Origin of the sequence: Actinopolyspora mzabensis (assembly GCF_900101095.1) — a bacterium.
GTDB classification, from domain to species: domain Bacteria; phylum Actinomycetota; class Actinomycetes; order Mycobacteriales; family Pseudonocardiaceae; genus Actinopolyspora; species Actinopolyspora mzabensis.
The window spans coordinates 1-24,289 of the sequence record NZ_FNFM01000003.1 but is presented as its reverse complement, the minus strand read 5'-3'; the positions used below and the strand labels follow the sequence as shown (position 1 = coordinate 24,289).

Below are 24,289 nucleotides of genomic sequence, written 5' to 3'. Positions count from 1 at the left end.
GTATGACCGTATCGCGGCTGCGCTCCCGCCTGGGAGCGAGCGTATTCGAACGCGTGGCGGGCTCGGAGGGAGCGGAACGTCGGGAACGCATCCACTCCGCCCCAGGACCGCGCTGGTTCGACGAGGACCGGCCTATCCGGCGGGTGCACGCGGACGCCTCGATGTTCGTCGGCGGGTTGCGGGCGCTGCTGCTGCAATCGCTGCACCCGCTGGCGATGGCCGGGGTCAACGCGCACTCCGGTTACCGGGGTGACCCGTGGGGACGACTGCAACGAACCAGCTACTTCCTGGCGGTTACCACGTTCGGCACCGCCGTCGACGCCGCGGAAACCGTCCGCCGGATCCGGGCGGTGCACGAGCACGTAGCGGGTACCGCCCCTGACGGGCGTGCCTACGCGGCCACCGACCCGCGGTTGCTGCGCTGGGTGCACATCGCCGAGATCGACAGTTTCCTCCGAGCGCACCAGCGCTACGGCGAGCGGCCCCTGGACGCTCAGGGCCGCGACGGTTACGTCGCCGACACCGCCCGCGTCGCCCGTGAGCTCGGTGTGCTCGAGCCGCCGGAAAGCGAGGACGAACTGGGCGAGCAGCTCCGGCAGTACCGTCCCGAGCTGAGGGGAACCCCCGAGGCGCGCTCCACCGCCCGTTTCCTGCTGCTGGAACCACCGCTACCGCTGGCGGCCCGTGCTCCTTACGCGGGACTGGCGGCGGCCGCCGTGGCGCTGCTGCCCCGTTGGGCGCGACTGCCGCTGCGACTGCCGTACCTCCCGGTGACCGAGGCGACGCTGGTACGCCTGAGCGGGCAGACCGTCACGGCGGGTATCCGCTGGGTGATGAGCGCGCCGTCCGGACAAGAGCACCCGGCCCAACAGGAGCACCCCTCCCAACAGGAACACACCGCGCGGGGGTGACGTGCCCGCCGCCGGAGAACCGGGATCCCGCGGCGAGAGCGGCGGGCGAGCTCACGGCGGGCGAGGGAACATGCCGCTAGGAGTTCTTGATACGGCCGTAGCGGGCCAGCGCCTCCTGCCGCTCGTGCGAGTGATCGACCACCGGCGCGGGATAGTCCGGCGCCTGCGCGCCGTCGAACTTCCACGGCTGGTGCACCCGTTTCCCGCCGACGTCACGCAGTTCCGAGACGTACCGGCGCACGTACTCCCCCGAGGGATCGAACCTCTCGCCCTGTGTGGTCGGGTTGAAGATGCGGAAGTAGGGCGCGGCATCGGTGCCGCTGCCCGCGGCCCACTGCCAGCCGTGCTGGTTGGAGGCCAGATCACCGTCCACCAGGTGCAGCATGAAATGGCGCGCTCCCCACCACCAGGGCAGATGCAGATCCTTGACCAGGAAACTGGCCACGATCATCCGCACGCGGTTGTGCATCCACCCTTCCTGCAACAGTTGACGCATTCCCGCGTCCACGATCGGGAAGCCGGTTCGTCCCGCGCACCAGATGTCGAACAGCGTGTTCGCCTCGCTGCCGGTGTCCAGCGGCATCCGGTCGAAGCGGGTGTCGAAGTTGTACCGGGCACTGTCCGGCCAGTTCCACAGCACATCGGCGTAGAACTCCCGGAAGGCCAGTTCGTTGCGGTAACTCCCCGCGCCGTGGTGGTCCAGCTGGGACAGGTCACGCAGCATCGTGCGCGGGTGCACGCAGCCCAAGTGGAGGTAGGCCGACATCCTGCTGGTTCCGGCGATGTCCGGTCGGTCGCGCTGCTGGTCGTACTCCGGCAGGCCCGATTCGACGAATCCGTCCCAGCGACGCAGCGCGTTCGTCTCACCCGGTGGTGGCAGATCGGGAGCCGCTGCTTGCTCGCCGTCGGGAACGGGAACCCCGTCGAGCCCCTCGGGGCTCATCCAGTCCACGGTGTCCACCCCGGTCTCGGCGGGTGGCGGCCAGCCGTGCTCGGACCAGGCGCGCCGGAACGGCGTGAACACCTTGTACGGGTTGCCGTCGGCCTTGGTGATCCGTCCCGGTGTCACCGCGTAGGGCGAACCCGTGACCTCCCAGTCGACTCCGCGTTCCCGCAGCGCGTCGCGTACGCGCTCGTCGCGGCGACTGCCGTAGGGGTTGGTGTCGGCGGAGACGTGCACGCTTCCCGCACCGACGCGCTCGGCCAGTTCCGGCAGTACCTCGGCGGGGTCGCCGTGCCTGAGCAGCAACCTGTGCCCGAGGCGCTCATCCAGCTCACGCAGACACCCGTACAGGAAGTCGCGTCGACTGGCCCCGGCCGGGCGCAGCAGGTTGTCGTCGAGCACGAACACCGCCAGCACGGATTCGGACCGGCGTGCCGCTGCCAGTAGGGCCGCGTGGTCGTAGAGCCGCAGGTCACGGCGGAACCAGAGAATGGCGGGGGTGGTCACGTCACACGAGATTACTGGATCGCCCCGGCGGCCTCCCTCCCCGCATGACCGACGTTTCGGCAGCAAAGCCCCTCATCACGAGCTTGCTCACTCGAGCGGATGACAAACGCTCGCCGAGTGGCGCGGCGCGAGTACGGTTACTAGGTTCGCCGCGTGACATCGGAAGTGATCGTCGTGGGCGCCGGGCTCGCCGGGTTGAGCGCCGCCGAACGGCTGGCCTCGCGCGGCGTGGGGGTACTGGTGCTGGAGGCCGCCGAGGAGCCCGGCGGACGTGTTCGCACCGACGAGGTGGACGGGTTCCGGTTGGATCGTGGGTTCCAGGTGCTGGCACCCGCCTATCCCGAAGTGCGGAACCGCGTCGACGTGCACGCTCTTGAGCCGCAGCGGTTCACCCGGGGGATACGACACGTCCGAAGCGACGGCCGCGTGGTGCGGCTGGCCGATCCACGCACGGATCCGGCCGGTATCGGCGAGCTCGTGCGGAGTGGACTGTCCGTTGGGGACGGGATGGTGCTCGGCCTGTTCACCGCCCGCGACGCGTTGCTTCCGGGCAGGCGCCTCACCGCCGCACCGGAACGCTCCACCCGTGTGGACCTGGCACGCCGGGGACTGTCGACGCGAACGGTCGAGGAGCTGTTCCGGCCGTTCCTCGCCGGAATATTCCTGGAGGACGAGCTGACCACCTCCTCTCGGTTCTTCCACCACGTGTGGCGCTGCTTCGCCCGTGCCGCACCGGTGCTGCCCCGCACCGGGATGGTCGCGCTGCCGCGACAGCTGGCATCACGGCTGCCACCGGCGAGCATCCGGTACGAACATCCGGTCGCCGAGGTCGATCCCGGGAAGGTCCGACTGCGCGACGGCGCGGCGGTCAGCGGTCGCGCCGTGGTGGTGGCCACCGACGCGAGCACCGCCGGTGAGTTGCTGCCCGGTCTGCGGAGTCCCGCGTGGAACGCCGTGACCACCTTCTACCACCGCGCCCGGCACAGCCCGGTACGCGGCGGCACGATCACCACCGACGCACGTCGGGCGGTGCTCAACACCACTGTGCTCAGCGACGTGGCGCCGTCCTACGCGCCCGACGGGAGCAGTCTGATCAGCACCTCGATTCTCGGCGCGGTCCCCGATCCGCACGGGGTGGAACCGGAGATCCGGGAACACCTGGCACGGCTGTTCGGCAGCGGTACCCGGGAGTGGGAATGGCTGGCGACGTATCCGATTCCGCGTGCGCTTCCCGCCATGCCCGCACCACATCCGTTCCGGCGTCGGGTGCGGCTGCGCGACGGACTGTACGTGTGCGGCGATCACCGCGACACCAGCTCGATCCAGGGTGCGCTCGTCTCGGGCAGACGCGCCGCCGAGGCGGTGCTGGCCGATCTGAACCGTGGCGCACACCCCTGACCGAGCTTGTACGGGCCGATTCGGAACACCAGTGCCGACCCCAGCTCCGCGCTCGGCACAGTGCGACGTCAATTTCTCGCGAAATCGCCGCGCAGCTCCGACGCGGAGCGGAACTCCTACCCCGCTCGCAGTCGGCGCCGCCGCGGGTTCTCCCGTGCGGCTCTCGCGAGGACGCCGGAGACGTTGTGTAGGTCGCTACCCGATGTCGCCGGCCCCGCAGCGAGAGCCGTGCGAGAGGTTCCGCCAAGGGAGACCGCAGAGCAGGCACCACCGGAAAGTTCAGTTACAACAGCACGGTGTAAACCATCCCCACCGCTCCGACCAGCACGGCCAGCAGCGCGACGCCCGCGGGCAACGCACCGCCGGTCAACGGTTGCCGATGCTGCGGCAGGGCGCTGTCGGCACGGTAGCGGCGCACCGCCAACACCCCCACCAGCACCGCGACCGGCAGCAGCGCCAGCACGCAGCCGAGCGCGACCAGCGGCCTGGTGTGGGCGATGAGCCTGGTCAGCACCAGTGAACCGACCGCGAAGGACAGGCCGGTGCGCAACCAGGCCAACGTGGTGCGTTCGATCTGCAGCCCCGGATCGACCGGGGCACGGGCGCCGTCGCCGCCCGTGTCGTGCTCGGACACCTCAGATCCCCACGACCACGAGCAGTACGGCGATCCCCACTCCCGCGGCGGCGAGGCCGTAGCCGAGCACGGCGCCCATCCTGGGGGCGGGCAACGGCCTGCCGGTACGCAGCGCCCGCTCGGTGGCCGCCCACCTGGTGAACGAGGTGGCGCTGATAAGCACCCCACCTGCCAGCAACAACAGCGCCAACCAGGTGACCAGTGGATTCTGGGGCCGCGAAGTGGCGGCGTTGACCGTCTCGATGCCGACACCGGCGGCCATCAGCGCCATGGCGGTGCGCAACCACGCCAGGAAGGTCCGCTCGTTTGCCAGCGAGAAGCGGGCGTCCGGCTCGTCCCCCTGGCCGTACACCCGTTTCGGCCAGCGCCTGGTTTCGTTGCTGGACCCTGCCATGGCGTGTTCACGGCCACCTTTCGGAAGTTCGGTTCCCGTCACACACAGCACACCACAGGGGGATCCCCGGCAGTACGCTCGGGTGACGGGGGATGATCGAACGAGGTGCGTGCCGAGCCGCGTGACATTCAGCGCCCGAGCCGGACGGGCAGCTCGCGGTACCGGACGAGCAGCGGGACCCGTTCCAGCATCAGCTCGGCACGATCGACGTCCAACACGAGTCCGGGGTCGCGCCGCAGTAGCGTCTCCAGCGCGCTCCGCGCCTCCAACCGGGCCAGATTGACCCCGAGGCAGAAATGCGCGCCGTGCCCGAACCCCAGATGACGGTTCGGTTCTCGGAGTACGTCGAACCTGTCGGGGTCCTCGAAGGCATCCGGATCGCGGTTGGCCGCTCCCAGTAGCTGAAGCACGAGCGCTCCTGCGGGGATGGTGCGCCCGTTCCAAATCAGCCGTCGAAACGCGTGCGGAGCGGGGTCGCGCCATCTCCCCCCGCCCAAACACGAGTACGGGCACGGTGGCGGTCTCACTTGACTATACAGACCTGTCTAAATAAGCTACTCGTGCGATCCGAACGAGCACGAGGAAGACCAACGGAGGAGATCGCCATGCAGGAGAAGCGGCACCGCGAGCCGACCAGGACAGCCGAACCGGCACGTGACGCGGAGTCGGTCGACACCCGAGCGGAAGGACATGCTTCGGCGAGGCGGTACCCGGCCCGGCTCGCCAGGAAGTGCTTCGAAATGAACCGCCACCGGCAGGCGTGGCTGCTGGGCAGGGACCTGCGCTGATCCCAGCCACCGCGTGGAGATCGGCAATTCGACACTTTCGACACGCCTGCGCCGGTGGGACAGTCGTGGAACGGCGCCGCCCGGCATGAAACCACGCTGTTCCGGGTATCCGGGCCACAGCGGAAAGGAGGTCCGCATGGACAGTGCCGATTCGGCGGACTCGCATCCGACGACGACAGCGGTGTTGGTGCTCGACCCGGAGGGACGCGGCGCGGGATGCCCGCCCGGTCCGTGGTCCGGGCTCGCCGAGACCGTGCCGCTGCACTGGTTCCCGCTATCCACCGTGGACGACGGATTGCTACAGGTACGTGCCCTGCTGGAACGACAGCTCGATGCGGGGACACGACTGCAACTGGTCGCGGCGAGCGGCGCGGCCGGAACGGCGCTGCGCGCGGCGGCCCCCCACCCGAAGGCGGTCGCCGGAGTACTGCTCGCCACCGACGAGACGTTCGACGAACCCGGTCTTACCAAGGTGGTCGAACGCAACGGAACCACCGTGCGAGTAATGCGGGTGGCCCCCGGCGTGGGGAGGAAGGGGGAAGCGTCACTGCTCGCCCGGAGCGAAGTGGCCACCAGCCTGGTCGACGAACTGCGGGGCGAAGACGTCGGGAAGCGCGCTGAGTCGTGAGTTCCCTTCCGGAGTCCGCGGCCGTCAACCGGTGCCGCGCCGCCTGATCAACGGCGGTCCTCGGCCCGGCAACGACCTTCGGCTCAGCGGCGTGCGTGCCCCGGTGGCGCCCGGCGCCACCGGGACCGCGTTCATCGCGCCGAGTCAGGAGCGGGCCACCAGTCCATCCTGGACACCGGAGTGGCCGGTGATCCCGTGACGCGGGGGACGACATCGGTGACGGCGGCGAGCTCACCACCCGCGATGGCCTGGTACCAGGAGAGCCAGGCCTCGATCTGCGTGCCGCTGACCCCGAGCTCCCAACGGCGGGCGAATGCCCGTTCCAGCGTTTCGGGCTCGTACCGGTAGGGCTTGCCCGTGGAAACCGCGATCGCGCCCACCATCTCCGCCAGGGTCAGCGCCTCGGGGCCGGTGACGTCCAGGATCCGCCCGTCGTGCTCGGTGCTCTCGTCGAGGGCCACGGTGGCGATCACCTCGGCGATGTCGTCGTGGGTGACGAAGGCGGCTCGGCCGTCCCCACCGGGACCGCGCACGAGGAGTTCGTCGTCGGCGAGCGCGGCGGGGGTGGTGGCGTAGAGCCCGGACCGCAGGATCGTGTGCCGCACCCCGGATCCTGCCAGGAACTGCTCGGTCAGCCAGTGGTCGCGGGCGTTGCGATAGGTCGCCGTGGGGCCGGCACCGATCAGCGACACGTACAGCACTCGGTCGACGCCGACGTCCATCGCGGCCCGCACGGCGCTGGCGTGCTCCTCCGGCCGTTTGCCGGTGGGGTGGGAGGAGATCAGCACCAGCGTCGAGGCTCCCCGCAGGGCGTCCCGCATGGCCGCGGTGTCGTCGTAGGTCGCCGGGCCACGGTGCAGCGCACCCGGAAGTTCGGGAAGCCGTGCCGGATCGCGGGCGACGAGCAGTTGCGAGGCCTCTCGGGCGGCGAGCCGTTTCGCGATGGTGCCGCCGAGTGCACCGGTAGCGCCGGTGACCGCGATCGTGGGGTGGTTCTGGTTCGACATGCCGGGCGGCTGTTCCCTTCGGCGAGATCGTGCGGACATCGGTTCGCTCGGTTGCGGTGGGGTGCCCGCGCCGGGGCCGACCGCGGACACCCGCGTCGGAGCCGGTCGTGGGCGGGCTCAGACGTTGTCCGGCAGCGGCGCGGCCGGATCGACCAGCTCCTCGTCCCGCAGCTGCCGCCAGAACTCGGCCGGGACCGGGGTGCGCGAGAGCTCCAGGTTCTGGCTCACGCGTTCCGGGCGCGACATGCCCGGGATCGTCGCCGCCACGGCGGGGTGCGCCAGCGAGAACCGCAGGGCCGCGGCCCGGATGTCGGTGCCGTGCCGCTCGGCGATCTTTCGCAGCCGGTCGACGTCGTCGAGCACCCGCTGCGATGCCTCCTGGTACTCGAAGTGCCTCCCACCTGCCAGCACGCCCGAGTTGAACGGTCCACCCACCACGAGTTCGACGTCGCGCTCGGCGCAGCGCGGCAGCAGCCGCTGCAACGCGTAGGAGTGATCGAACAGGGTGTAGCGGCCCGCCAGCAGGAAGGCGTCCGGGGTGTGCTCGTCGAGCCCGAGGGTGAGCTCGCAGGGCTCCACGGTGTTGACACCGATGCCCCAGGCACCGACGACGCCCTGCTCGCGCAGGCTCGTCAACGCGCGGAACGCTCCGGTGCGCGCGGCGGCGAAGGCGTCGAGCCAGTCGTCACCGTAGAAGTCCGGGGAGATGTCGTGCACCCAGGCGATGTCGATGTGGTCGGTGCCCAGCCGGTGCAGGCTCTGCTCGATCGAGCGCATGGTGCCGTCGTAGCCGTAGTCGTTGCGGACCCTGTTGGGGCGTCCGTGCGCGAAGATGCCGCCCTGTTCGTCCGGGTCGGCGGGCTGGTCCGTCTCGTACTCGATCACGCGGCCGACCTTGGTGCTGAGCACGTACTCGGAGCGCTCGTACCGCGACAGCACCTCGCCGAGCCGGAGCTCGGACAGCCCGGCCCCGTAGATCGGGGCGGTGTCGTAGTAGCGGATGCCGTTGTCCCAGGCGGCCCGGATCGTGGCGGCCGCGTCCTCCTCCGGTACCGGGCGGAACATGTTGCCCACCGGGGCCGCGCCGAAACCGAGGGTCTGGCCGGACAACAACGATCGGATGCTCACGTGTACTCCTCGTCGTGCGTGGTGCGGGCCGGTTTCCGGCCCCTCGCCAACGACGCTAAGCTCGGCTGTTACAGCTGTCCAAGACTCAATTGGCGAAGGTTGATGCGGTGAGGGTCTGACATGGTGGAGCTACGTCAGCTGGAGTACTTCGTGGCCGTGGCCGAGACGGAGCACGTGGGACGGGCCGCCGAGTGGCTGCGCATCTCGCAGTCCCCGTTGAGCCGTAGGATCGCCGACCTGGAGAAGCGGCTGGGGCTGGTGCTGTTCGAACGCAGCAAACAACGCGTCCGGCTCACCCCGGACGGCGAGGTGTTCCTGACCGAGGCCAGGGCGCTGCTGCGGCACGCCGAACGCGTCGAGTCGCTCGGGCGGCGACTCGGACGCGGCGAGACCGGCGGGTTGTGCCTGGGGTACGTGGAACACGCCATCCACGCCGACGTGCTGCCCGGTGCGCTGCGTTCGTTGCGCCGGGACCGGCCGGACGTGCACGTCTCGCTGTACAACCAGACCGGGGCAGAACAGCTGGAAGCGCTGCGCAGGCGGAGTCTGGACATCGCGCTGGTGGACGCACCGCCGGAGGAGGACGACCCGGTGCTGGAATCCGAGCTGGTGTTGGCGGATCCACTGGTGCTCGCGTTGCCCGCCGATCACCCGCTGGCGAACCGCGAGCTCGTCAAACCATCCGATCTGGACAATCAGCCCTGGATCGCCATCGGCCGCAAGGACGTTGGTGAGGAGTTCCGGGAGTTCCTCAGCTCGTGCGCCACGGACGGGTTCACCCCGAACATCCGCACGGTGGCGCCCGAGCCGCTGGCGGCGCTGGGGCTGGTGGGCTCCGGACTGGGCATGGCGCTGCTGCAGCGCAGCGTGCTGCGCGGCACTCCCCCTGAGGTAGCGCTGCGGGAGCTGCCCTGGTGCGACTCCTCGGTGCGACTGTGGGCGGCCTGGCACCACATCGACCTGCGGCCGCTGGTGGCGGAGTTCCGGAAGGTGCTGCTGGATGGTGTGGCGGTTCGGTAGCGTCGGCGGCTTTTCCGGTCGCAGCCGTTGGGAAACCGGCTCTCACAGGAGGTGGGACGGCACTCCGCGAGTGACGCGGACTCGTAGCTCGGCGATGACGGCCGTGTGCTCGTGGCGACGTGGTGACCAGCGAAGCACCACTTCCTTGTTCCGTTCCGTTCGCCAGGGGCGGGTTTCGCTGTGCCACGTGCCGGTGGGGAGCACGGTGAGCAGGTTCTCCAGCACACGGTCGGGGTCGTCCTCGAAGGTGCGTATCGACAACCGAGCGCTGTGGTTCCCGTTTTCGAGGGTCCGGGCTCCTTCGGGGTGGCCCTGAACATCCTCGTCGGAAACCCGCGAGAGGTCTTCATCGGCGCATCGCCAGAGCACGCCCTCGGCGGTGACGCCGTCCGTACAACGCACTTCGGCGTCGGCGACGAGCCAGACCCGGTTCCATTCGAAGAGATCTTGCAGCGCTTGGTGGAACTCGGCACGTTCCTCCTCGGTCCAGGAGTCCGGGGCGGGTTCGACGTCCGGCTCGTCCTCCTCGTCGTCTTCCTCGTCCTGCTCGTCCTCTCTCGCGAGCGCGAGCGGATCACCTCCGAGGCGAACGTGGACCCCCGCCACCGCTCGCGGTTCCGCGAGATGGCTGTCCGCCAAGGGGCGTGCGACGGAAGCGATCGGCTCACCACCGCGCTGCTCGACATTCACTTCTTCCGCATGAAGACCGAGGGTTCGGGCCGCGGCTGTAGCGACGGGGCGCAGGGTACGCGGCCGATCGTTGTTCGCGTCTTCCGGCGCGTGGTACAGCAGTGCCGCGTGATAACCGTCCTCCGGTCGCTTGCCCGCGGGCAGCAGCTCGACGAATGCCGCGTCGTGACGGCGGACCGGTTCCCGGACCAGGCCGATGGCGGTGCTCAGGTCTCCCGCCGGCAGCCACAGATGCAGGCGGACCATCGCCTGTTCGGGATCGTCTCCGGAATGTTCGAAGGCCGTGTGAACGCGTCCTGCTTCCTCCGGCCGGGGAACGCAACGCGGGAGGTCGGCGGCATGGAACTCCTCGACGGCTCGCGGACCGAAACCTCCCGACATCGAGATGATCGTCACCCCAGAGCTGGGCAGGAACCGATGCTCGGTGAAGAGCCGCACGGACCGCACGCCGTCCTCGTCGTCCATGTGGTAGCGGTCGGCAGCGAAGTCGTACGTTTCGAGCACCGGATAGGCGGGAGCGAGCAGTGTCTCCTGTGGCGTGTGTCGTGGGTCCGGAGCCACGGCGGACTACGCGCGGGAGGCGTATCTCGGCCGGTGGTCGGGATCGTCCGGATCGTTCAGCTCCACCCGAAGCGCCGGGAACTCCACCGTTTCGGCCACCCTGCTCGACCTGTCGAGCGCGTCGACCAGCGAGTCGGCGTCGACGTCGAAGAGCAGCCGTGTAACCACGTCCTTCTCGTGAAAATAAACCACGACACGAACACGACCACAGTCCCGGAACGTCCGGCAACCGATTTTGAAGGAGGCCGCCGGACGAAGGATTCCGCACTGGCTCAGTCGTGCTGAATGCTCGCCTCCTCGAAATCGAGAACGCCCTCGCGAAACTTTTGTATCATATAATCGATCACATCGGCGTAGGAAACTTCCGGATGAATGTCTATCGCCAGGAAAGTATCCTTGTGACCCACCTCGTAGTCACAACCGAAGTTCCTGATGCACGACTTGAAGTCCGACATTCCGGTATCGTCGAAAAAGATGACACGCATTGTGGAATGACCGCCACCGCTGATCACTCGATCGAAGACGAGGTTTCCCTCGTCATCGGTAGCGGTCTTGACGAGGTCCTTGAGACTGAGCCGCGGAGCGAAGAACGGTATGTTCTCGACCGAGTACCCCTCGCCCTCCCGTACCGGCACCGCCCACAGCGACTCCGCGGCGATGGGGGGATATCCGTCCTCGTCCTGCTCCAGCGGAACGACGATCTTCACGTGGTGGGCCAGATCGAGCTCGTTATTCAGAGGAAGTTTACTGTCAGTTGAGTTCACTCGAATATCCTATCGACTCGACTTTCGTCCGTGCTGACGATCAGTGCTACAAGCGACGGAGAGCTAGCCAGAGCACCCCTCGAGCTCCCACTGCCCCAGCCTGCCAATCTTTTCGGCCGGCCGGCCCCAAGTGGGAGCTTCGAGAGCACTCACATACTTCTCCAAAAGCTCGAGCGCCACCAGTAAAGGCGCGTATTATCCTCCGGCCATTCATCATTCGTGTCATCCCAGGAGTCGAAGTTGTCGACCTCCGGATCAATAGGACGAAACCCCGACTCCTTCGAAGAACCCTTCTTCGCGAACCACTTGGAGAGACGCGAACGGCCGGCATGAATATCCGTGCGGTACTCACTCTGCGCCTCGACAAGAGGTTCACTGTTCGCTCCGCCGCCGTACCACGGCCAACGGAGTTGGACCGGATCGTCTTCCCAGAAGCATATCTGGCAGATGTCATAAGATCCCGGGGGTGAATCATGCACCAGGTAACCGCAGCAGGGACAGGGATAGGTCCCCTCCCTATACCTTCCATTTGATCGAATCATTTCGTACACTCGAAATAACGACACGAGAACCCTATCCCGACGTGACAGCACCTACAACACCGATCCAATCCCAAAATTTTGCGTACAAGCCCAGAGAAGATCGAAGCTGGCGGAGCTGCATACCCCATATGCCGCGCGGACCGAGCTTCGGCGAGCGAGCGTACGGACGCTGATCCTGTCACTAATCGTTCAGTCAGTGTAGTCATCACGACATTGATTCACTCCGAGCCGCAGGAAGTCGCCTTTGTCCGGCAGTACGTTCAGCACATCGAAAACCCGCGGTGACTTCGTACGGCGGCGGATCTCATAGTACTCGATCACGATCACTCCACTGGTTCAGCATCACGACTCGATTACTCCAATCGACAGCCTGATCCTCCTGCGGAAGCTACCGTGAAGCAACCGAATTCTACTGTGATCACCCCTGCCCCTCTTTGCCGGACAGCACGAACATCCAGTCGCGCCGCCACCGTGCTTCGAGGAACAGCCAATCGCGGGCCGTGCGGCAACTTCGCCGGGCACAGCCATCGGTAGATGCGCACCTCAGTCCTGCGAGTGGCTACTTCCCGGAATCACGTAGGAATCCGAAAGATCACTGTCGAAGATCACGACGAGCTCATCGGGTAAGTAGCTGAACCCGCTTCCAGCTGCCTCACCCAACGCTACGACCACACTCGATCCCACGTCGAACTCGAACCGAAACGACCACGGCATCTCCGAGCACCCCTCGTTGGGTACATGCCAGGCGGGAACGATATCGGTGATCAACGCCCCGACAAATGGCTCCCAATCCGGATGGTCACTGACATCGACAGGCTCTCCCGAGAAGTTCCTGCGACCGCTGCGGGGTCCCTGAGCTCGATCGCCAAGCTTTCATCGAGGCCATTCACCTCCCACGACAGCATCACCGCACTGCCGCTTTCCAGCACCAACTCAATGTCCACGTCCGCTTCACGCACGCGCTCAGCCCGATGACCGTCCGGCCAGTCCACCCCGCGCAGCACCGCGTCTAGCCAAGATAATCCCCAAAGGGGTTTCGGAGCCCGATGACAATCACCTCGACGAAACCCATAACCTGCATGTCGTATCCCTTCTCAGACAAGAAGGGCCCCACGATCAGAAACCAGTCCGAGCTGGTCGTCACGAGAGTGGAAACAGACTCACTGTCGATCAGCCACACATCCAGACGGAGAGGTTGTGCACCCGCTGAATCCGGGTCAACTGGCGTATGTCGGTAACCTCGACCCGCTCACCGCCCGGGGTGTGGAGCTCATCAAACGAGCGAGCGCGAGGAATCGAACCTTGCCCACACTGGAAGCGCGGAGATCAACGAGCACGAATGTCCATCGGAAAGCCGAACCGAAACCGGAAGGCGATCCGCCGGACGTCGATGCTTCGTGGGCGCACCGGTACCCGGTTCAGAATTCAGTTCGTCCCGTAGGAATCGTACAGTGAACTGATGCGATCATCTGCCAGCTTGACGGAGTAGAGTCGGACGTCATCCGCCACCACGATGTCGCGGATCTCATTGGCGTGCACCACTCGACCGTAGCCGCGGACCTCGTCCACGGCGCCCGACCAATACGCGCCCCAGGTGCCCGTGTGTTCGGCCCTACCGATTTCGAACCTGCTCTCCTCGGGATGCCATGCAGCTCCGAATTCGGCCGCCCCACTCGACGGCCGTTGACGAACAGCCGGGCTGCCTTCGCTCTCGCGTCGTAGACACCGGTCAGATGGGTCCTTACCCCGAGTCCGGGCGCTCGTTCGGAGGAGACTGTGACAGTCCGGCTACCGGTTTCGTCGTCCGAGCCGCGCAGTTTCCGATCCCAGCTGTCCCGGTCCACCCCCGAGTAGCCTAGTTGGAATACCGCTTCGCTCGAACCGTTGTGACTGGCCAGCGCCACGGGCTCGGGTATTCTCTCATCCAGCCGTACCCAGGTGGACACGGAGTACGATAGATCAGTGCGTACCACCGGCTCCGCTGCGACCACGTGATCGTCGGTGCCGTCCAATCGCAACGCGGTCCCCACTGCTCCGGGGGTGTAGTCAGCACCGCCGTGCTCAGTGGCAGGCTGACCACCGGGAACCGTGTTCGGAACGCTTGTGGTGTCGTTTTCCGCTTCGAACCTACAGTGTCCGGTGCGTACCTCGTCCGATTCGACCCGGGAACGGATCTCGGTGTCGGTGAGAACGCTGTCGTAGACCCTCACCTCGTCGATCGTGCCCGCCCGATGCCGCGAGTCTGCACCGCCGTTCTCGGCACGGCCGATAGCCAGTTCACCATCGGTGTCGACATCACCGTTGTAGGGGCGGGGCGAAACCAGCGAGCCGTTGACGTAGAGCTTGACTTCGTTCGCCATCTCATCGTGCACACCGACGACGTGGGTCCACTGTTGTATCGCAACGGTCGAGCCTGAGACAGCGGAAGCCTGCTCGTTTCCACCGCCCACCACGTCCGAGCCTGTCATCCGGAAACGCCAGTTTCCATCAGCGGTGACCTGCAGTCGGAAACCACTGACCACTTCGCCGTCCTGGGACAACGCCGTGTGCACGGTGCCGTCGAGCCGCCAGTGCGACGCCGGCCCGTCACCCGAGCGAACGTAGAAGTGGTGCGTAGCCATCGGGCTACGGTTTCCGGCCGCGTCGGCACTTTGCACGTACAAGGTCACCGCCCCGTCAGCGGGAGGAGTCAGCGTGACCGTGGCTTCTCCCGCTGATGTTTTGGTGTCCACCCTTGTCGAGGGGGATTCTGAAACCCGTAGAAATAGTGATCGACATCGGCGCCTCCGGCCGCACCGAATGTGAATTTCCCGGGCACATTCGTACCACCGTGCCAACTGTTGTCCGCCTGATACAGCGGCGAGGAAACCACTGGGTCCGTCTCGGGGGCGCTCTGATCCGCCAACGGATTAGCGCCGTGCACTGCCGACGATCTCGCTGTGGAGATCGGCTCGGCCGTGGCGGCGCGGGCGGTGGCGCCGATCGACTGGCTCAACGGATACCCCAGTACCGCGAACACCAGGAGAGTTACCCCCAGTGATCTGAACAGGCGTCCCTTGTGGGACGTGCGCACTCGATTACCTCCAACGTGCTGCTCCGCCTCGCCAACGGTGGGCGGATCAAGACAAACCAGCACAAAGCATCGAGGCGAACAGGAATGCGAACAATGCTCACTTTGCGCACGTCGGATGGGGACGTTCGGAAGAGTGAATGCGAGCGATCAGCCGCTTTACCGGAGACCCACTTCACGAAGTCACCGCTTCGTGATCATGCGGACATCGACCCGTTACCGCCGAGATCAGTCGGAACGCGGCTCACGGCGGGTCGAACAGCGGCGTGGACACGAAGAGAGTTCGCCACTTCGCGCGTTTCGACACCTGATGGAACGACACGAGGTGTGATCACGATGTGAAGCGTTCCGGGGAAAGCGAACCGGCGCGCTCTGCGAAGCACGGCATCGCACGTAGGCTTGTTCGGCATGACCCAACAGCGCACCTCCCAGCCGGCGGTTCGGATCCAGCGCCGGTCCGCACGGGCCATCCTGATCGACGACGAGGAACGCCTGGTACTGCTGCGCCGCACGAAACCGGGCATGGCGCCCTACTGGACGACTCCCGGTGGTGGGCTGGAACACGGCGACGAGTCGCTGGAGGCTGCCATGCACCGCGAGATCGCCGAGGAGATGGGCGCCACGGCAAGCGGCGCGAAAAGTGTGTTCCTGAGCAGCACCGCCCGCTCCGGCGGCCTCACCGTGCAGCACTTCTTCGTGGCACGACTGACCTCGATGGACGAATCCACCCGGCACGGCCCGGAGTTCGAGGAGCCGACCCGCGGCGAGTACCGCGCGGAGCGGTTCGACATGCGCGCCGAAACGCTGGCCACGCTCGATCTGCGCCCCGCACCGCTGCGCGAGTTCGTGCTGTCCAACCGCCTCGCTTTGCTCGCCGAGGCGCTCTACGCGGACTGAGATACCGACTTCCCCCGGGCGCTCCCGGTGTCCCGCGTCCCGGCTCGTCGCGGCGATCGACCGACCACCGGGCCGGCCGGCTAGGAAGAAGTCAACGAGGACAGCGACGGCAACGCCTCGAGGAAGATCTTCACCGACTCGGCCGCCTGTCGCAGCATTACCAGACCCTGTCGCACCGCCGAGGCGGCCTCGGCGGGTGATTCCTTGATCCACCACACCAGCAAAGCCACCACCAGCAGCGAAAGCAGCCCCTTCAGCGGAGTTCCCCCATCTCCCGACGAGCTCCTGACGTATCCAGTGTGCTCGTTACGGGACGGCTCCGCCCGCTGATCTCCGGACCCCAGCTGACTCCTCGTTTCACGTGGGTGTGCGGCCGGGCGGCATCGGAACGGGTCGTGCCGGAACAGGCAGCGCCGGAACCGTCGGTCTCACCGCTCGGCGGCTCCCGGACGCGGGAGACCGCCGACAAGCAGCTCCAGCGGCTCGGCGTAGTAATCCCGGGTGAAACGACTCCAGTAGCGCGCGGTGGCGCGCAGCAGGTCCTCCCGCGGGTAGGCCCGCGTCCCGGCCTGCGAGCCGTGGGTGTGGACGGAGGTGAGTTTGGCTTCCAGATCGGTTTCGCGCAGCCCGGCGAACCGGTTCGGCGCGAAGTCTACCGTGGCGGAGGGTGACTGGTAGCAGGCGAACCGTTCCACCCCACGCGCCGCGGAGGCAGTGGCCCGGTGGACGGCGCGGTGGTCCTGGTGGGTGTCGTTCTCGGAATGGACCAGCACCACGTCGGGCCGGACCCGCCGCACCACTCGTTCGATCCGGCGCACGGTCTCGACGTCGTCGAGGATGTCGCCGTCGGGCAGGTCCTCCAGCACCAGACTCGCGCCCAACGACTCGACCGCTTCGTGGGCCTCGCCGACGCGCTCGTCCGGGACGCCGCCGACCGGGCCGTGCGACATGGTCAGCACGGTGACCTCCCAGCCCGCCTGTACGCGGCGGTGGATGGTTCCGCCCGCGCCGATCTCGGCGTCGTCGGGGTGGGCGCCGACCACCAGCATCCGGAACGGCTTCCGGTCCGCCCCGCTCGCCTCACGGTCCGCCCGGTTTTCCTCGCGCTCCTGCCGACGATCTCGGAAGGCGCGTAGCACGGTCTCGGCCAGTTCGGAGCCGGCGGCTTGGCGGGCGACCATCTCGGAGACGCCCCCGCACGGCGTCGTCACCGCCGCTGTGGTCGCCACCTCGTCGGTGGTGAGCACGAACGCCGTGCCGGGGAACTCGCGTCCGCAGGAGTTCAGGAACTCGGCGAGCCCACCCGGCTCCGGTTCCAGCTCCCGGTCCCACAGCGCGACGTGCCAGCCGCTCTCGGCACGCGGACGGGTTCGCAGCACGGTGCGGAACCTCTCGCGCTCTTCGGTCTCGACGACCTCCAGCGCCCCGTACTCGCGCAGCAGTTCGGCCGTGCGTCGCCGCAACCCGACGTCGTGGTCGGCGACCACGACACGCAACCCGGCCAGCGGGGTGTCGTCCCAGCACGCGGCGGTGGTCGCGGGAGGCCGTGAGCCGCCCTCAGGTCCCAGGGTGAAAGTGATCTCGTGCGAGCGTTCGGTTCCGGGGTCGCCGACCTCGAAATCGTGCACGTGTTCGTTCGCGAGGGGCTTGCCCCGAACGGTCCTCCAGCTCGACTGCCGAACAGATCCCTCTTCGTAGGGGTCTCCCCCGGAGGTGGGCCGCTCGGGGTGCCCGGAGTGCTCCACCATTTGTCGAGTGTCGCAGCGCTACAGAAGAGGCGCAGAACGAAAAGGGCAGCGTACGACCCCGATCGGATTTCGAGGTGGGCTCCGCGTGCGGTACCCGGTCACCGACCGTGCGCCGCGTGAACGGTCTCGGTGCGACGCCCGCCCTCGTCGAGGAAGCGCGCGACCGGCAACGTGGCGGCACCGACGGTGACCGCGTCGGGCCCGAGCCCGCCCTCGGCGACCGAGACGCGCTCGGCGGGGTAGCGCAGCGCGTACCGGGCTACGTTGTGCTGCACCAGTTCCAGCCGGTGTCGGCCGAGCAGCAGTCCCGCCCAGCCACCGATGAGCACTCGGGTGGGCAGGAAGAGGTTCACCAGGGTCGCGATGCCCGCTCCGAGGTACTCCACTGCTTCCGAGAGCACGGTCGACGCCGCGGCCTCGGAGATCGTGTTCCCTTCGCGGGAGGCCGCGGCCAGCAAGGCCCCGAACGCGTGCTCGCCGTCCGCGTCGGGGCTGATATCTCCCCCGGTGCGCCGCCAGCGACGCACCATCGCCTCGGCTCCGGTGTAGGCCTCCAGGCAGCCGTGCCCGCCACACCGGCAGCGCCGTCCGCGCACGCGCAGCGTGCTGTGTCCCCACTCGCCGATGCCCGCCGAATTTCCGTCCGCGAACACCGAGACGCCGACACCCGAGCCGAGCAGCACCACCGCCACGTCCCGCTCACCGCGACCGTGGCCGAACCACATCTCGGCCTGCCCCAGGGCCTCGGCACCGTTGTCGACCAGGACCGGCACGTGCTCGGGCAGGTGCGCGGCGGAGCGAACCAGCCGCTCGACGGCCACCCCGACCCAGCCGATGGTCTGCCCGTGCACCAGGGCACCGTGAACCTCGTCCGAGGTCACGATGCCGGGAACGCCGACACCGACGCCGAGCAACCACTCGGGGGAGACGCCCCCTTCGATCATCACCCGGTCGAATGCCCCGGCCAGCCGCGCGATCACGTGCTCGGGGTCGCGTCTGCCGACGTCGAGGGGTCGTTCCGCGCGGGCGATCTCGGTCAGGGCGACGTCGAACAACTCCACGCGGACCCGCGTCTCGCCGATGTCGATGCCCACCACGCGCCCGCTCTCGGGGGAGACGCGCAGCAGCGTGCGGGGGCGTCCCCCGTCGGACTCGACCGAGCCCGCTTCCTCCAGCAGGCCGTCGGCCACCAGCTCACCGACCACATTGCTCACCGAACCGGGGCTGAGCCCGGTGGCGGGGCCCAGTTGGTGTCGACTCAGTGGTCCGCCGAAGTACAGTCGGCGCAGCACGGCGGCACGGTTGCCGCGCCGCAGATCGCGTACCGTCCGCCCGTACCGATCCCCCATGTCGCTCCTTCCGATACCGGCGGTCGCCGACCGGCAGTTCGAGGCGAGCCTAGTAGTCTGCTGTCGAGCCCCGCCGTGCCCGCTCGGCCGCGGATGGTGGGTGCCGAAGTCGACTTCCCGCGAATCGGCCCCTCCGGTTCGTGGTCGAGCCGGTGTTCGTCAGTCCGATTTCGGTCCCCACCACAGCGTGGTGCGCACGTCACCGAGTCCTCGGCCGATCATGATTCGCCCGCCGCGCAGGAAACGCCAGCTTCCGGACGAAACGTCACGCATCCGTTGCGCCCGGAGGTCGCACGGCACCCGGACCCGGGTCCGCCGCCCCGCCTCGACGTGCACCCTGGTCCAGCCGATCAGCCGCACCGGTTCGGAGTTCGCCGCGGGCAGCAGATAGACCTGCACGGTCTCCGTACCGGCCCGGGGCCCGGTGTTCGCGACGTCGACCGTGACGCTGCGCACCGCGTTGAGATCCCTGACCAGCGCGGGGGATTCGTAGTGCCAGGTGGTGTAGCCGAGGCCGTGGCCGAACCAGAACAACGGCTCCACCTCGGCGTACCGGTGCCAACCCCGGTAGCCGACCGCGGTGCCCTCCTGGTATACCAGCGCCCCGTTGACCGGACAGGTCGACCAGGCGGGGCCGTCCCCGTCGCGTGCGGGGAAGGTGGTGACCAGCCGTCCGGCAGGCTCGATCTCGCCGGTGAGCGCCGCCGCCACCGCCGATCCGGCCTCCTGGCCGGGCAGTCCGGCCCACAGCACCGCGTCCACCAGATCCAGCCACGGCATCAGCACCGGGGTGGCCGCGTTGACCACGACGACGGTGCGCCGGGCCGCGGCGGCCACGGCGGCGACCATCGCGTCCTGCTGGCCCGGAAGGGCGAGGGTGGACTTGTCCCTGCCCTCGGTTTCCTGCTCCGTGGTCAGCCCCACGACCACCACGGCCACGTCGACATCACCCGCTGCTCGGGCCACCCACTCGGTGATCTCAGCGGTGGTCGCGTGAGCCTGCCGGATCGCCTGCCCTGGAATACCGCCCCTCGCGGGGCCGCGCACCGACTCCGGCCGAGTCGACGGGCCACCGCGCACGTCGACACCGTCGACCACCGAGACCCGGTCACTCCCGAACATCGCGACGAGACCGTCGGCGACGGAGACCACGTGCGGAGGTCGCACACGGGCCGCCCCGCCTCCCTGCGCCACGGTGTCCACGGCGTGCCGCCCGATGACGGCCAGGGACTCCGTGCCGGAGAGCGGCAGCACACCGGCCGGGTTGGTCAACACCGTCATGCCGCCCGCGGCCAGCGCGCGCAGCCGACGACGGCGTAACGGAGCGTCGGCTGCAGGGCGCCGGTGGTGTGGCAGGGTTTCGGAACCGCTCCTCCCGAGGGGATCGGACTCACCGTCGAGAGCGCCGGTTCGTTCGGCCAGGCGCAGTACCCGTCGGAGGTGTTCGTCGATGGTGGACTCGGGGACCTCGCCGGCACGCACCGCAGCGAGCAGGCCCGCGCCCCGGGGCCCGTCCGGAGCCGACACGACCGGTGCGGGTGCCGGGTTGGTGCCGGCCACGACCGAGCTCGCGGCGGACGGGTCCGATATGAGCGCACCCTCGTAGCGCCACTCCTCCTTGAGCAGTCGCTCGAGGAGCTGAAGGTGTTCGGTGGCGTGGATCCCGTTGACTCTGTTGGGGGAGGTCAACACGCTCCAGGGTGATGCGTCGCGCACGAGCATCTCGAACGGCAGCAGGTACACCTCCCGGAGGGTCTTCTCGTCGACCACGGAGTCCACTGTGGTGCGTTCGAATTCGGATTCGTTGGCCAGGAAGCGCTTCGGGCAAGCGGCGACTCCCCTGCGCTGCAGGGCCCGCACGTACTCGGTCGCCAAAGCCCCGGTCAGCAGCGGGTCCTCGCTGAAGCAGTCGAAGACACGACCGCCCAGCGGGGTTCGGTGCAGGTTGACCGAAGGACCCAGCAGTACGTGCACGCCTGCGGCGATGGCCTCCTCGGCCAGCAGCGCCCCTGCTTCACTCGCCGCCGCGACGTCCCAGTGCTGGGCGAGCAGCGTGGCGTTGGGCAGCAGCGAAGTGGTCCCGCCGTCGTCGTGTCCCCGCCCACCCAGCCCGCTCGGGCCGTCCGAGAAGCACATGCGGGACAGTCCGATCGACGTGTTCTGCGGTAGGTCGGAGAAGTCCGAGCCGTTCAACAGGGCCACTTTGCTCGACAGATCCAGGCAGGCGATCGCGGTATCGACACGGGACTCCAGCTCGGTGATGGTCATGGCGTCTTCTCCGCTCTCCCTTTAATTCAATTTTTGAATTAACTGCGCGAGTCGGACGAACCGGGCACACGGGAACCGACGGGCCGACGAACCGGCGGGCAATGACATGCCCTTACCCCTTCGCGGGCGTGCGCGGCAGGTCCACCGCGACGTGATTTAAATTACGATATAATTTAAGGCTCGATGAAAGATTGGTCAAGACCACCTTCCCGCGTCCGCCGGTGATACGCGCCCGGGATGGACGCCGGGGCCTCACCGGTCCGCGGAGCGGGCTGTCCGTCTACGCGGCGGCCACGTCGATGCGCTGCGCGAACGTACGAACGGGAGGACGCTGGTAAGCGTTACATCCCATCCCGTAGGGAGGCGTTCCGATGTCTACTCCGCAGACAGGACCGCAATCCACACCCGGTGCCGGGGAAGGCACCGAACGCCGCGCACCCGAGGAGCGAGGCAGCTGGGCGATGACGGCTGCCCAACCGACATCCGGGATGTCCGGGTGGCTGGCCTTCGGGGGCTGGATGCTCGCGCTGGTGGGCGTCTTCAACGTCATCGCCGGTCTCACCGCCCTGCTGCAACCCGGCTACTACGTCGCGGCCAATGGTGAGCTCTTGGTCTTCGGCTTCGGCGCCTGGGGCTGGATCTGGCTCGCGTTCGGCGTGCTGCAGGTAGCGGCAGGGGCAGGCTGCCTGGCCGGTCAGATGTGGGCCAGGATGACCGGTATCGCTCTCGCCGGATTGGCCGCGATCGCTCACCTGGCCTTCCTGGCCGCGTTCCCGTTCTGGGAACTGGTCTCGATCGGGCTGTGCGTGCTGGTGATCTACTCGCTGGTGGTACCGCCCAGGAACGCCGTCGGCTGACCACTCTCCGCTAGAACCACCTGGAGATCCGGCTGAAAATCACTCGCCGATTTCGTTGTGCGGCGATCAGAAGCTGGCGATGCGACTTGCGGACAGCTGTTGGGTGATGTCGGTGACGGTGGTTCTGGCGGTGCGGCCCGCGCCGATCAGGGTGGCCGAGGCGGTGCCGGTCCAGTCGCCGTAGCCGAGTAGGTGCAGGCGGGGCTGCTGCACCGCGCGGGTGCCGTCGGTGGGGACGGTCCCGTTGTGACGGCGCAGTACGAGCGGACGGAGGTGCTGCAGTGCGGGGCGGAATCCGGTGCACCAGATGATGTCGTCGACGGGGCACTCGGATCCGGCTGACCAGGCCATGCTGTTGCGAGTCAGGTGGGTGAACATCGGTTGGGCATGCAGCACACCGCGCTCGCGGGCCTCGCGCACGATGTCGGTCATGACGATGTCGCCGAGGGCGGCGACACCGTCGGTGTCACCTGTTCCGGAGCGTCGGGCGGCTTCGCGCCGGCTGGCGACGTCGAACAGGACGCGTCCGTCGACGTCGTCCGGCATGAACCGTGGCGGGCGGTGAGTGACCCAGAGCGTGTGGGCCACGGCCGAGACCTCGGCGAGGATCTGCGCCGCGGAGTTGCCGCCGCCGACGATGACGACGCGGTGTCCGCGGAACTGTTCGGGGCCACGGTAGGAGATGGTGTGCAGCTGGCGTCCGGTGAATTCGTCCTGCCCGGGGTAGGACGGGATGTAGGGGGCTCGCCAGGTGCCGGTCGCGCTGATGACCATACGTGCTCGCCACTCGTCCTGATCGGTGCGCACGGCGAGGTGGTCGTCGGCGTGGTGTACGCCTGTGACGTCCACCGGCCGGTGCACCGGTAACGCGTAGCGTTGCTCGTAACGGGCGAGGTACTCCACGACGTGCTCGCGTCCCGGATAGTCGACGCCGGGTTGGCGGGGCATCGGCCATCCGGGCAGCGGGCTGTGTTCGGCCGGGGAGAACAGTCGCAGCGACTGCCACATGTGACGCCACGCCCCGCCGGGCTCGGACTGCGCGTCGAGGATGGCGAACTCCAGCCCGGCTCGTCGTAGGAAGTAGCCCGCGGCCAGTCCGGCTTGGCCGCCTCCGATCACCACGACGTCGCAGTTCCTTGCCACAGCGTTCCTTTCTCGAGAGCGAGGAGTCAGTGGGCTGCCGCGGTGTCGGCTTCGGTGGCGGCTCCGTAGCCACCGCCGACGAGTTCCGGTGCGACCTCGGCCGCCTCGGAGGCTTCGTGTTCGGCCAGCCAACGCTCCGCGTCGATGGCCGCCGAGCAACCCGAACCGGCAGCCGTGACAGCCTGCCGGTACGTCTTGTCCACCAGGTCACCCGCGGCGAACACGCCCGGGATGTTGGTGGCGGTGGAGGGATGCCGCACCTGCACGTAGCCCTCCTCGTCCACCTCGACCTGGTCGGTGACGAGCTTGCTCCGCGGATCGTGCCCGATCGCGACGAACATGCCCGTCACCGGCAGCTGCGACTCCTGCCCGGTCACGGTGTCACGCACGGTCAGCCCGGAGACGGTCCCGTCCCCGTTGACCTCGGTGACCACGGTGTTCGTGCGCCAGTGGATCTTGTCGTTGGCCCGTGCGCGTTCCAGCATGATCTTGGAGGCGCGGAAGTCCTCGCGACGGTGCAGGATGGTCACCGAGTTCGCGAACCGGGTGAGGAAGGTGGCCTCCTCCATGGCGGAGTCACCACCGCCGACCACGGCGATGTCCTGGTCGCGGAAGAAGAACCCGTCGCAGGTGGCGCACGCCGACACACCACGCCCCAACAACCGGTCCTCACCGGGTACGCCGACGTAGCGCGCCGCCGCCCCCATCGCCAGGATCACGGCCCTGGCCCGGTACTCCACACCGCCGGAGGTGACGGTCTTGATCTCCCCGCCGAGATCGATCTCCTCGACGTCGGCGGTCTTGAGCTCCGCCCCGAAACGCTCCGCCTGCGAGCGGAACTGCTCCATGAGTTCGGGGCCCATGATCCCGTCGCGGAATCCGGGATAGTTCTCCACATCGGTCGTGGTCATGAGTTCACCGCCGTACTGGGTGCCCTCGAAGACCAACGGTCGCAGCTCCGCCCTCGCCGCATACACCGCAGCCGTGTACCCGGCAGGACCCGAGCCCACGACGATCAAATTCCGCACGTCGCCAGTCACCG

General features: G+C 67.9%; 27 protein-coding genes and 1 pseudogene. 7 read left to right on the top strand and 21 right to left on the bottom strand.

Annotated features, from left to right (window positions below; all coding sequences use genetic code 11):
• Positions 1 to 2: 2 nt before the first annotated feature.
• The gene (locus BLR41_RS05265) at positions 3 to 911 is read left to right on the top strand and encodes an oxygenase MpaB family protein (protein WP_092626878.1); all 909 of its coding nucleotides are present in this window, start codon (positions 3 to 5) and stop codon (positions 909 to 911) included.
• A 76-nt stretch (positions 912 to 987) separates the two neighbouring features.
• On the opposite strand, the gene BLR41_RS05260 is transcribed toward BLR41_RS05265, so the two are convergent.
• Complete coding sequence (locus BLR41_RS05260) at positions 988 to 2,361, bottom strand: cryptochrome/photolyase family protein (protein WP_176797832.1); 1,374 nt, start codon at positions 2,359 to 2,361, stop codon at positions 988 to 990.
• A 153-nt stretch (positions 2,362 to 2,514) separates the two neighbouring features.
• On the opposite strand from BLR41_RS05260, the gene BLR41_RS05255 reads away from it, so the two are divergent.
• Positions 2,515 to 3,759 (top strand): NAD(P)/FAD-dependent oxidoreductase, encoded by a 1,245-nt coding sequence (locus BLR41_RS05255; protein ID WP_092626877.1) that lies wholly within the window; start codon positions 2,515 to 2,517, stop codon positions 3,757 to 3,759.
• Positions 3,760 to 4,042: 283 nt separating this feature from the next.
• Here the strand turns inward: BLR41_RS05255 and BLR41_RS05250 are convergent, their stop codons facing one another.
• The 3 genes from BLR41_RS05250 to BLR41_RS23620 all read right to left on the bottom strand — a co-directional run bounded on the left by BLR41_RS05250 (position 4,043) and on the right by BLR41_RS23620 (position 5,314).
• On the bottom strand, positions 4,043 to 4,393 hold the full coding sequence (locus BLR41_RS05250; RefSeq protein WP_092626876.1) for a DUF202 domain-containing protein: 351 nt from the start codon (positions 4,391 to 4,393) through the stop codon (positions 4,043 to 4,045).
• 1 nt (position 4,394) lies between these two features.
• A complete protein-coding gene (locus tag BLR41_RS05245; RefSeq protein WP_092627184.1) occupies positions 4,395 to 4,787 on the bottom strand; it encodes a YidH family protein in 393 nt (130 codons plus the stop codon).
• A 128-nt stretch (positions 4,788 to 4,915) separates the two neighbouring features.
• Complete coding sequence (locus BLR41_RS23620; RefSeq protein ID WP_281240931.1) at positions 4,916 to 5,314, bottom strand: cytochrome P450; 399 nt, start codon at positions 5,312 to 5,314, stop codon at positions 4,916 to 4,918.
• Between the two features lie 78 nt (positions 5,315 to 5,392).
• Between BLR41_RS23620 and BLR41_RS05235 the strand changes: the two genes are divergently transcribed.
• Positions 5,393 to 5,575, top strand: coding sequence for a hypothetical protein (locus BLR41_RS05235; RefSeq protein ID WP_092626874.1), 183 nt, complete (start codon positions 5,393 to 5,395; stop codon positions 5,573 to 5,575).
• A gap of 136 nt (positions 5,576 to 5,711) precedes the next feature.
• On the top strand, positions 5,712 to 6,203 hold the full coding sequence (locus tag BLR41_RS05230) for a hypothetical protein (RefSeq protein WP_092626873.1): 492 nt from the start codon (positions 5,712 to 5,714) through the stop codon (positions 6,201 to 6,203).
• A gap of 131 nt (positions 6,204 to 6,334) precedes the next feature.
• Here BLR41_RS05230 and BLR41_RS05225 read toward each other — a convergent pair whose 3' ends face one another.
• Together BLR41_RS05225 and BLR41_RS05220 are read right to left on the bottom strand one after the other, a co-directional pair.
• Complete coding sequence (locus BLR41_RS05225; RefSeq protein ID WP_245693911.1) at positions 6,335 to 7,249, bottom strand: NAD(P)H-binding protein; 915 nt, start codon at positions 7,247 to 7,249, stop codon at positions 6,335 to 6,337.
• A 78-nt stretch (positions 7,250 to 7,327) separates the two neighbouring features.
• Complete coding sequence (locus tag BLR41_RS05220) at positions 7,328 to 8,338, bottom strand: aldo/keto reductase (RefSeq protein WP_092626871.1); 1,011 nt, start codon at positions 8,336 to 8,338, stop codon at positions 7,328 to 7,330.
• 120 nt (positions 8,339 to 8,458) lie between these two features.
• Between BLR41_RS05220 and BLR41_RS05215 the strand changes: the two genes are divergently transcribed.
• Positions 8,459 to 9,358, top strand: coding sequence for a LysR family transcriptional regulator (locus BLR41_RS05215; protein WP_092626870.1), 900 nt, complete (start codon positions 8,459 to 8,461; stop codon positions 9,356 to 9,358).
• A 42-nt stretch (positions 9,359 to 9,400) separates the two neighbouring features.
• Here BLR41_RS05215 and BLR41_RS05210 read toward each other — a convergent pair whose 3' ends face one another.
• The 9 genes and pseudogenes from BLR41_RS05210 to BLR41_RS23950 form a co-directional block, all read right to left on the bottom strand.
• Positions 9,401 to 10,609, bottom strand: a complete 1,209-nt coding sequence (locus tag BLR41_RS05210) for a hypothetical protein (RefSeq protein ID WP_092626869.1) — start codon at positions 10,607 to 10,609, stop codon at positions 9,401 to 9,403.
• Between the two features lie 6 nt (positions 10,610 to 10,615).
• Positions 10,616 to 10,777 carry a hypothetical protein gene (locus BLR41_RS22760; protein WP_176797831.1) on the bottom strand — a complete coding sequence of 54 codons (162 nt, stop codon included), beginning with the start codon at positions 10,775 to 10,777 and terminating at the stop codon, positions 10,616 to 10,618.
• A gap of 104 nt (positions 10,778 to 10,881) precedes the next feature.
• A complete protein-coding gene (locus BLR41_RS05205; protein ID WP_176797830.1) occupies positions 10,882 to 11,373 on the bottom strand; it encodes a DUF4265 domain-containing protein in 492 nt (163 codons plus the stop codon).
• 149 nt (positions 11,374 to 11,522) lie between these two features.
• Complete coding sequence (locus BLR41_RS23785; RefSeq protein WP_092627183.1) at positions 11,523 to 11,915, bottom strand: CPCC family cysteine-rich protein; 393 nt, start codon at positions 11,913 to 11,915, stop codon at positions 11,523 to 11,525.
• A 189-nt stretch (positions 11,916 to 12,104) separates the two neighbouring features.
• The gene (locus BLR41_RS23615) at positions 12,105 to 12,236 is read right to left on the bottom strand and encodes a hypothetical protein (protein WP_281240930.1); all 132 of its coding nucleotides are present in this window, start codon (positions 12,234 to 12,236) and stop codon (positions 12,105 to 12,107) included.
• 222 nt (positions 12,237 to 12,458) lie between these two features.
• The gene (locus BLR41_RS22755; protein WP_176797829.1) at positions 12,459 to 12,629 is read right to left on the bottom strand and encodes a hypothetical protein; all 171 of its coding nucleotides are present in this window, start codon (positions 12,627 to 12,629) and stop codon (positions 12,459 to 12,461) included.
• 50 nt (positions 12,630 to 12,679) lie between these two features.
• The gene (locus BLR41_RS05190) at positions 12,680 to 12,907 is read right to left on the bottom strand and encodes a hypothetical protein (RefSeq protein WP_143013003.1); all 228 of its coding nucleotides are present in this window, start codon (positions 12,905 to 12,907) and stop codon (positions 12,680 to 12,682) included.
• A gap of 433 nt (positions 12,908 to 13,340) precedes the next feature.
• Positions 13,341 to 13,484 (bottom strand): hypothetical protein, encoded by a 144-nt coding sequence (locus BLR41_RS23335; RefSeq protein WP_245693910.1) that lies wholly within the window; start codon positions 13,482 to 13,484, stop codon positions 13,341 to 13,343.
• Positions 13,485 to 13,582: 98 nt separating this feature from the next.
• Positions 13,583 to 14,536: pseudogene (locus BLR41_RS23950) on the bottom strand (LamG domain-containing protein); the annotation flags it as partial.
• 857 nt (positions 14,537 to 15,393) lie between these two features.
• On the opposite strand from BLR41_RS23950, the gene BLR41_RS05180 reads away from it, so the two are divergent.
• Positions 15,394 to 15,882: an NUDIX domain-containing protein gene (locus BLR41_RS05180; RefSeq protein WP_092627182.1), complete on the top strand. Its 489-nt coding sequence runs from the start codon at positions 15,394 to 15,396 to the stop codon at positions 15,880 to 15,882.
• Between the two features lie 80 nt (positions 15,883 to 15,962).
• On the opposite strand, the gene BLR41_RS22750 is transcribed toward BLR41_RS05180, so the two are convergent.
• The 4 genes from BLR41_RS22750 to BLR41_RS05165 all read right to left on the bottom strand — a co-directional run bounded on the left by BLR41_RS22750 (position 15,963) and on the right by BLR41_RS05165 (position 21,247).
• Positions 15,963 to 16,112, bottom strand: a complete 150-nt coding sequence (locus BLR41_RS22750; RefSeq protein ID WP_176797828.1) for a hypothetical protein — start codon at positions 16,110 to 16,112, stop codon at positions 15,963 to 15,965.
• 198 nt (positions 16,113 to 16,310) lie between these two features.
• Entirely contained in the window at positions 16,311 to 17,510 is a 1,200-nt protein-coding gene (locus BLR41_RS05175) for a PIG-L deacetylase family protein (protein ID WP_176797827.1), read from the bottom strand.
• 218 nt (positions 17,511 to 17,728) lie between these two features.
• Entirely contained in the window at positions 17,729 to 18,979 is a 1,251-nt protein-coding gene (locus BLR41_RS05170; RefSeq protein ID WP_092626863.1) for an ROK family transcriptional regulator, read from the bottom strand.
• Between the two features lie 159 nt (positions 18,980 to 19,138).
• Complete coding sequence (locus tag BLR41_RS05165) at positions 19,139 to 21,247, bottom strand: glycoside hydrolase family 3 protein (protein WP_092626862.1); 2,109 nt, start codon at positions 21,245 to 21,247, stop codon at positions 19,139 to 19,141.
• 371 nt (positions 21,248 to 21,618) lie between these two features.
• Between BLR41_RS05165 and BLR41_RS05160 the strand changes: the two genes are divergently transcribed.
• A complete protein-coding gene (locus BLR41_RS05160; protein ID WP_143013002.1) occupies positions 21,619 to 22,104 on the top strand; it encodes a DUF7144 family membrane protein in 486 nt (161 codons plus the stop codon).
• 66 nt (positions 22,105 to 22,170) lie between these two features.
• Here BLR41_RS05160 and BLR41_RS05155 read toward each other — a convergent pair whose 3' ends face one another.
• Positions 22,171 to 23,247 carry an ArsO family NAD(P)H-dependent flavin-containing monooxygenase gene (locus BLR41_RS05155; protein WP_092626860.1) on the bottom strand — a complete coding sequence of 359 codons (1,077 nt, stop codon included), beginning with the start codon at positions 23,245 to 23,247 and terminating at the stop codon, positions 22,171 to 22,173.
• A 26-nt stretch (positions 23,248 to 23,273) separates the two neighbouring features.
• Positions 23,274 to 24,287: a thioredoxin-disulfide reductase gene (trxB, locus tag BLR41_RS05150; protein ID WP_092626859.1), complete on the bottom strand. Its 1,014-nt coding sequence runs from the start codon at positions 24,285 to 24,287 to the stop codon at positions 23,274 to 23,276.
• Positions 24,288 to 24,289: the final 2 nt, after the last annotated feature.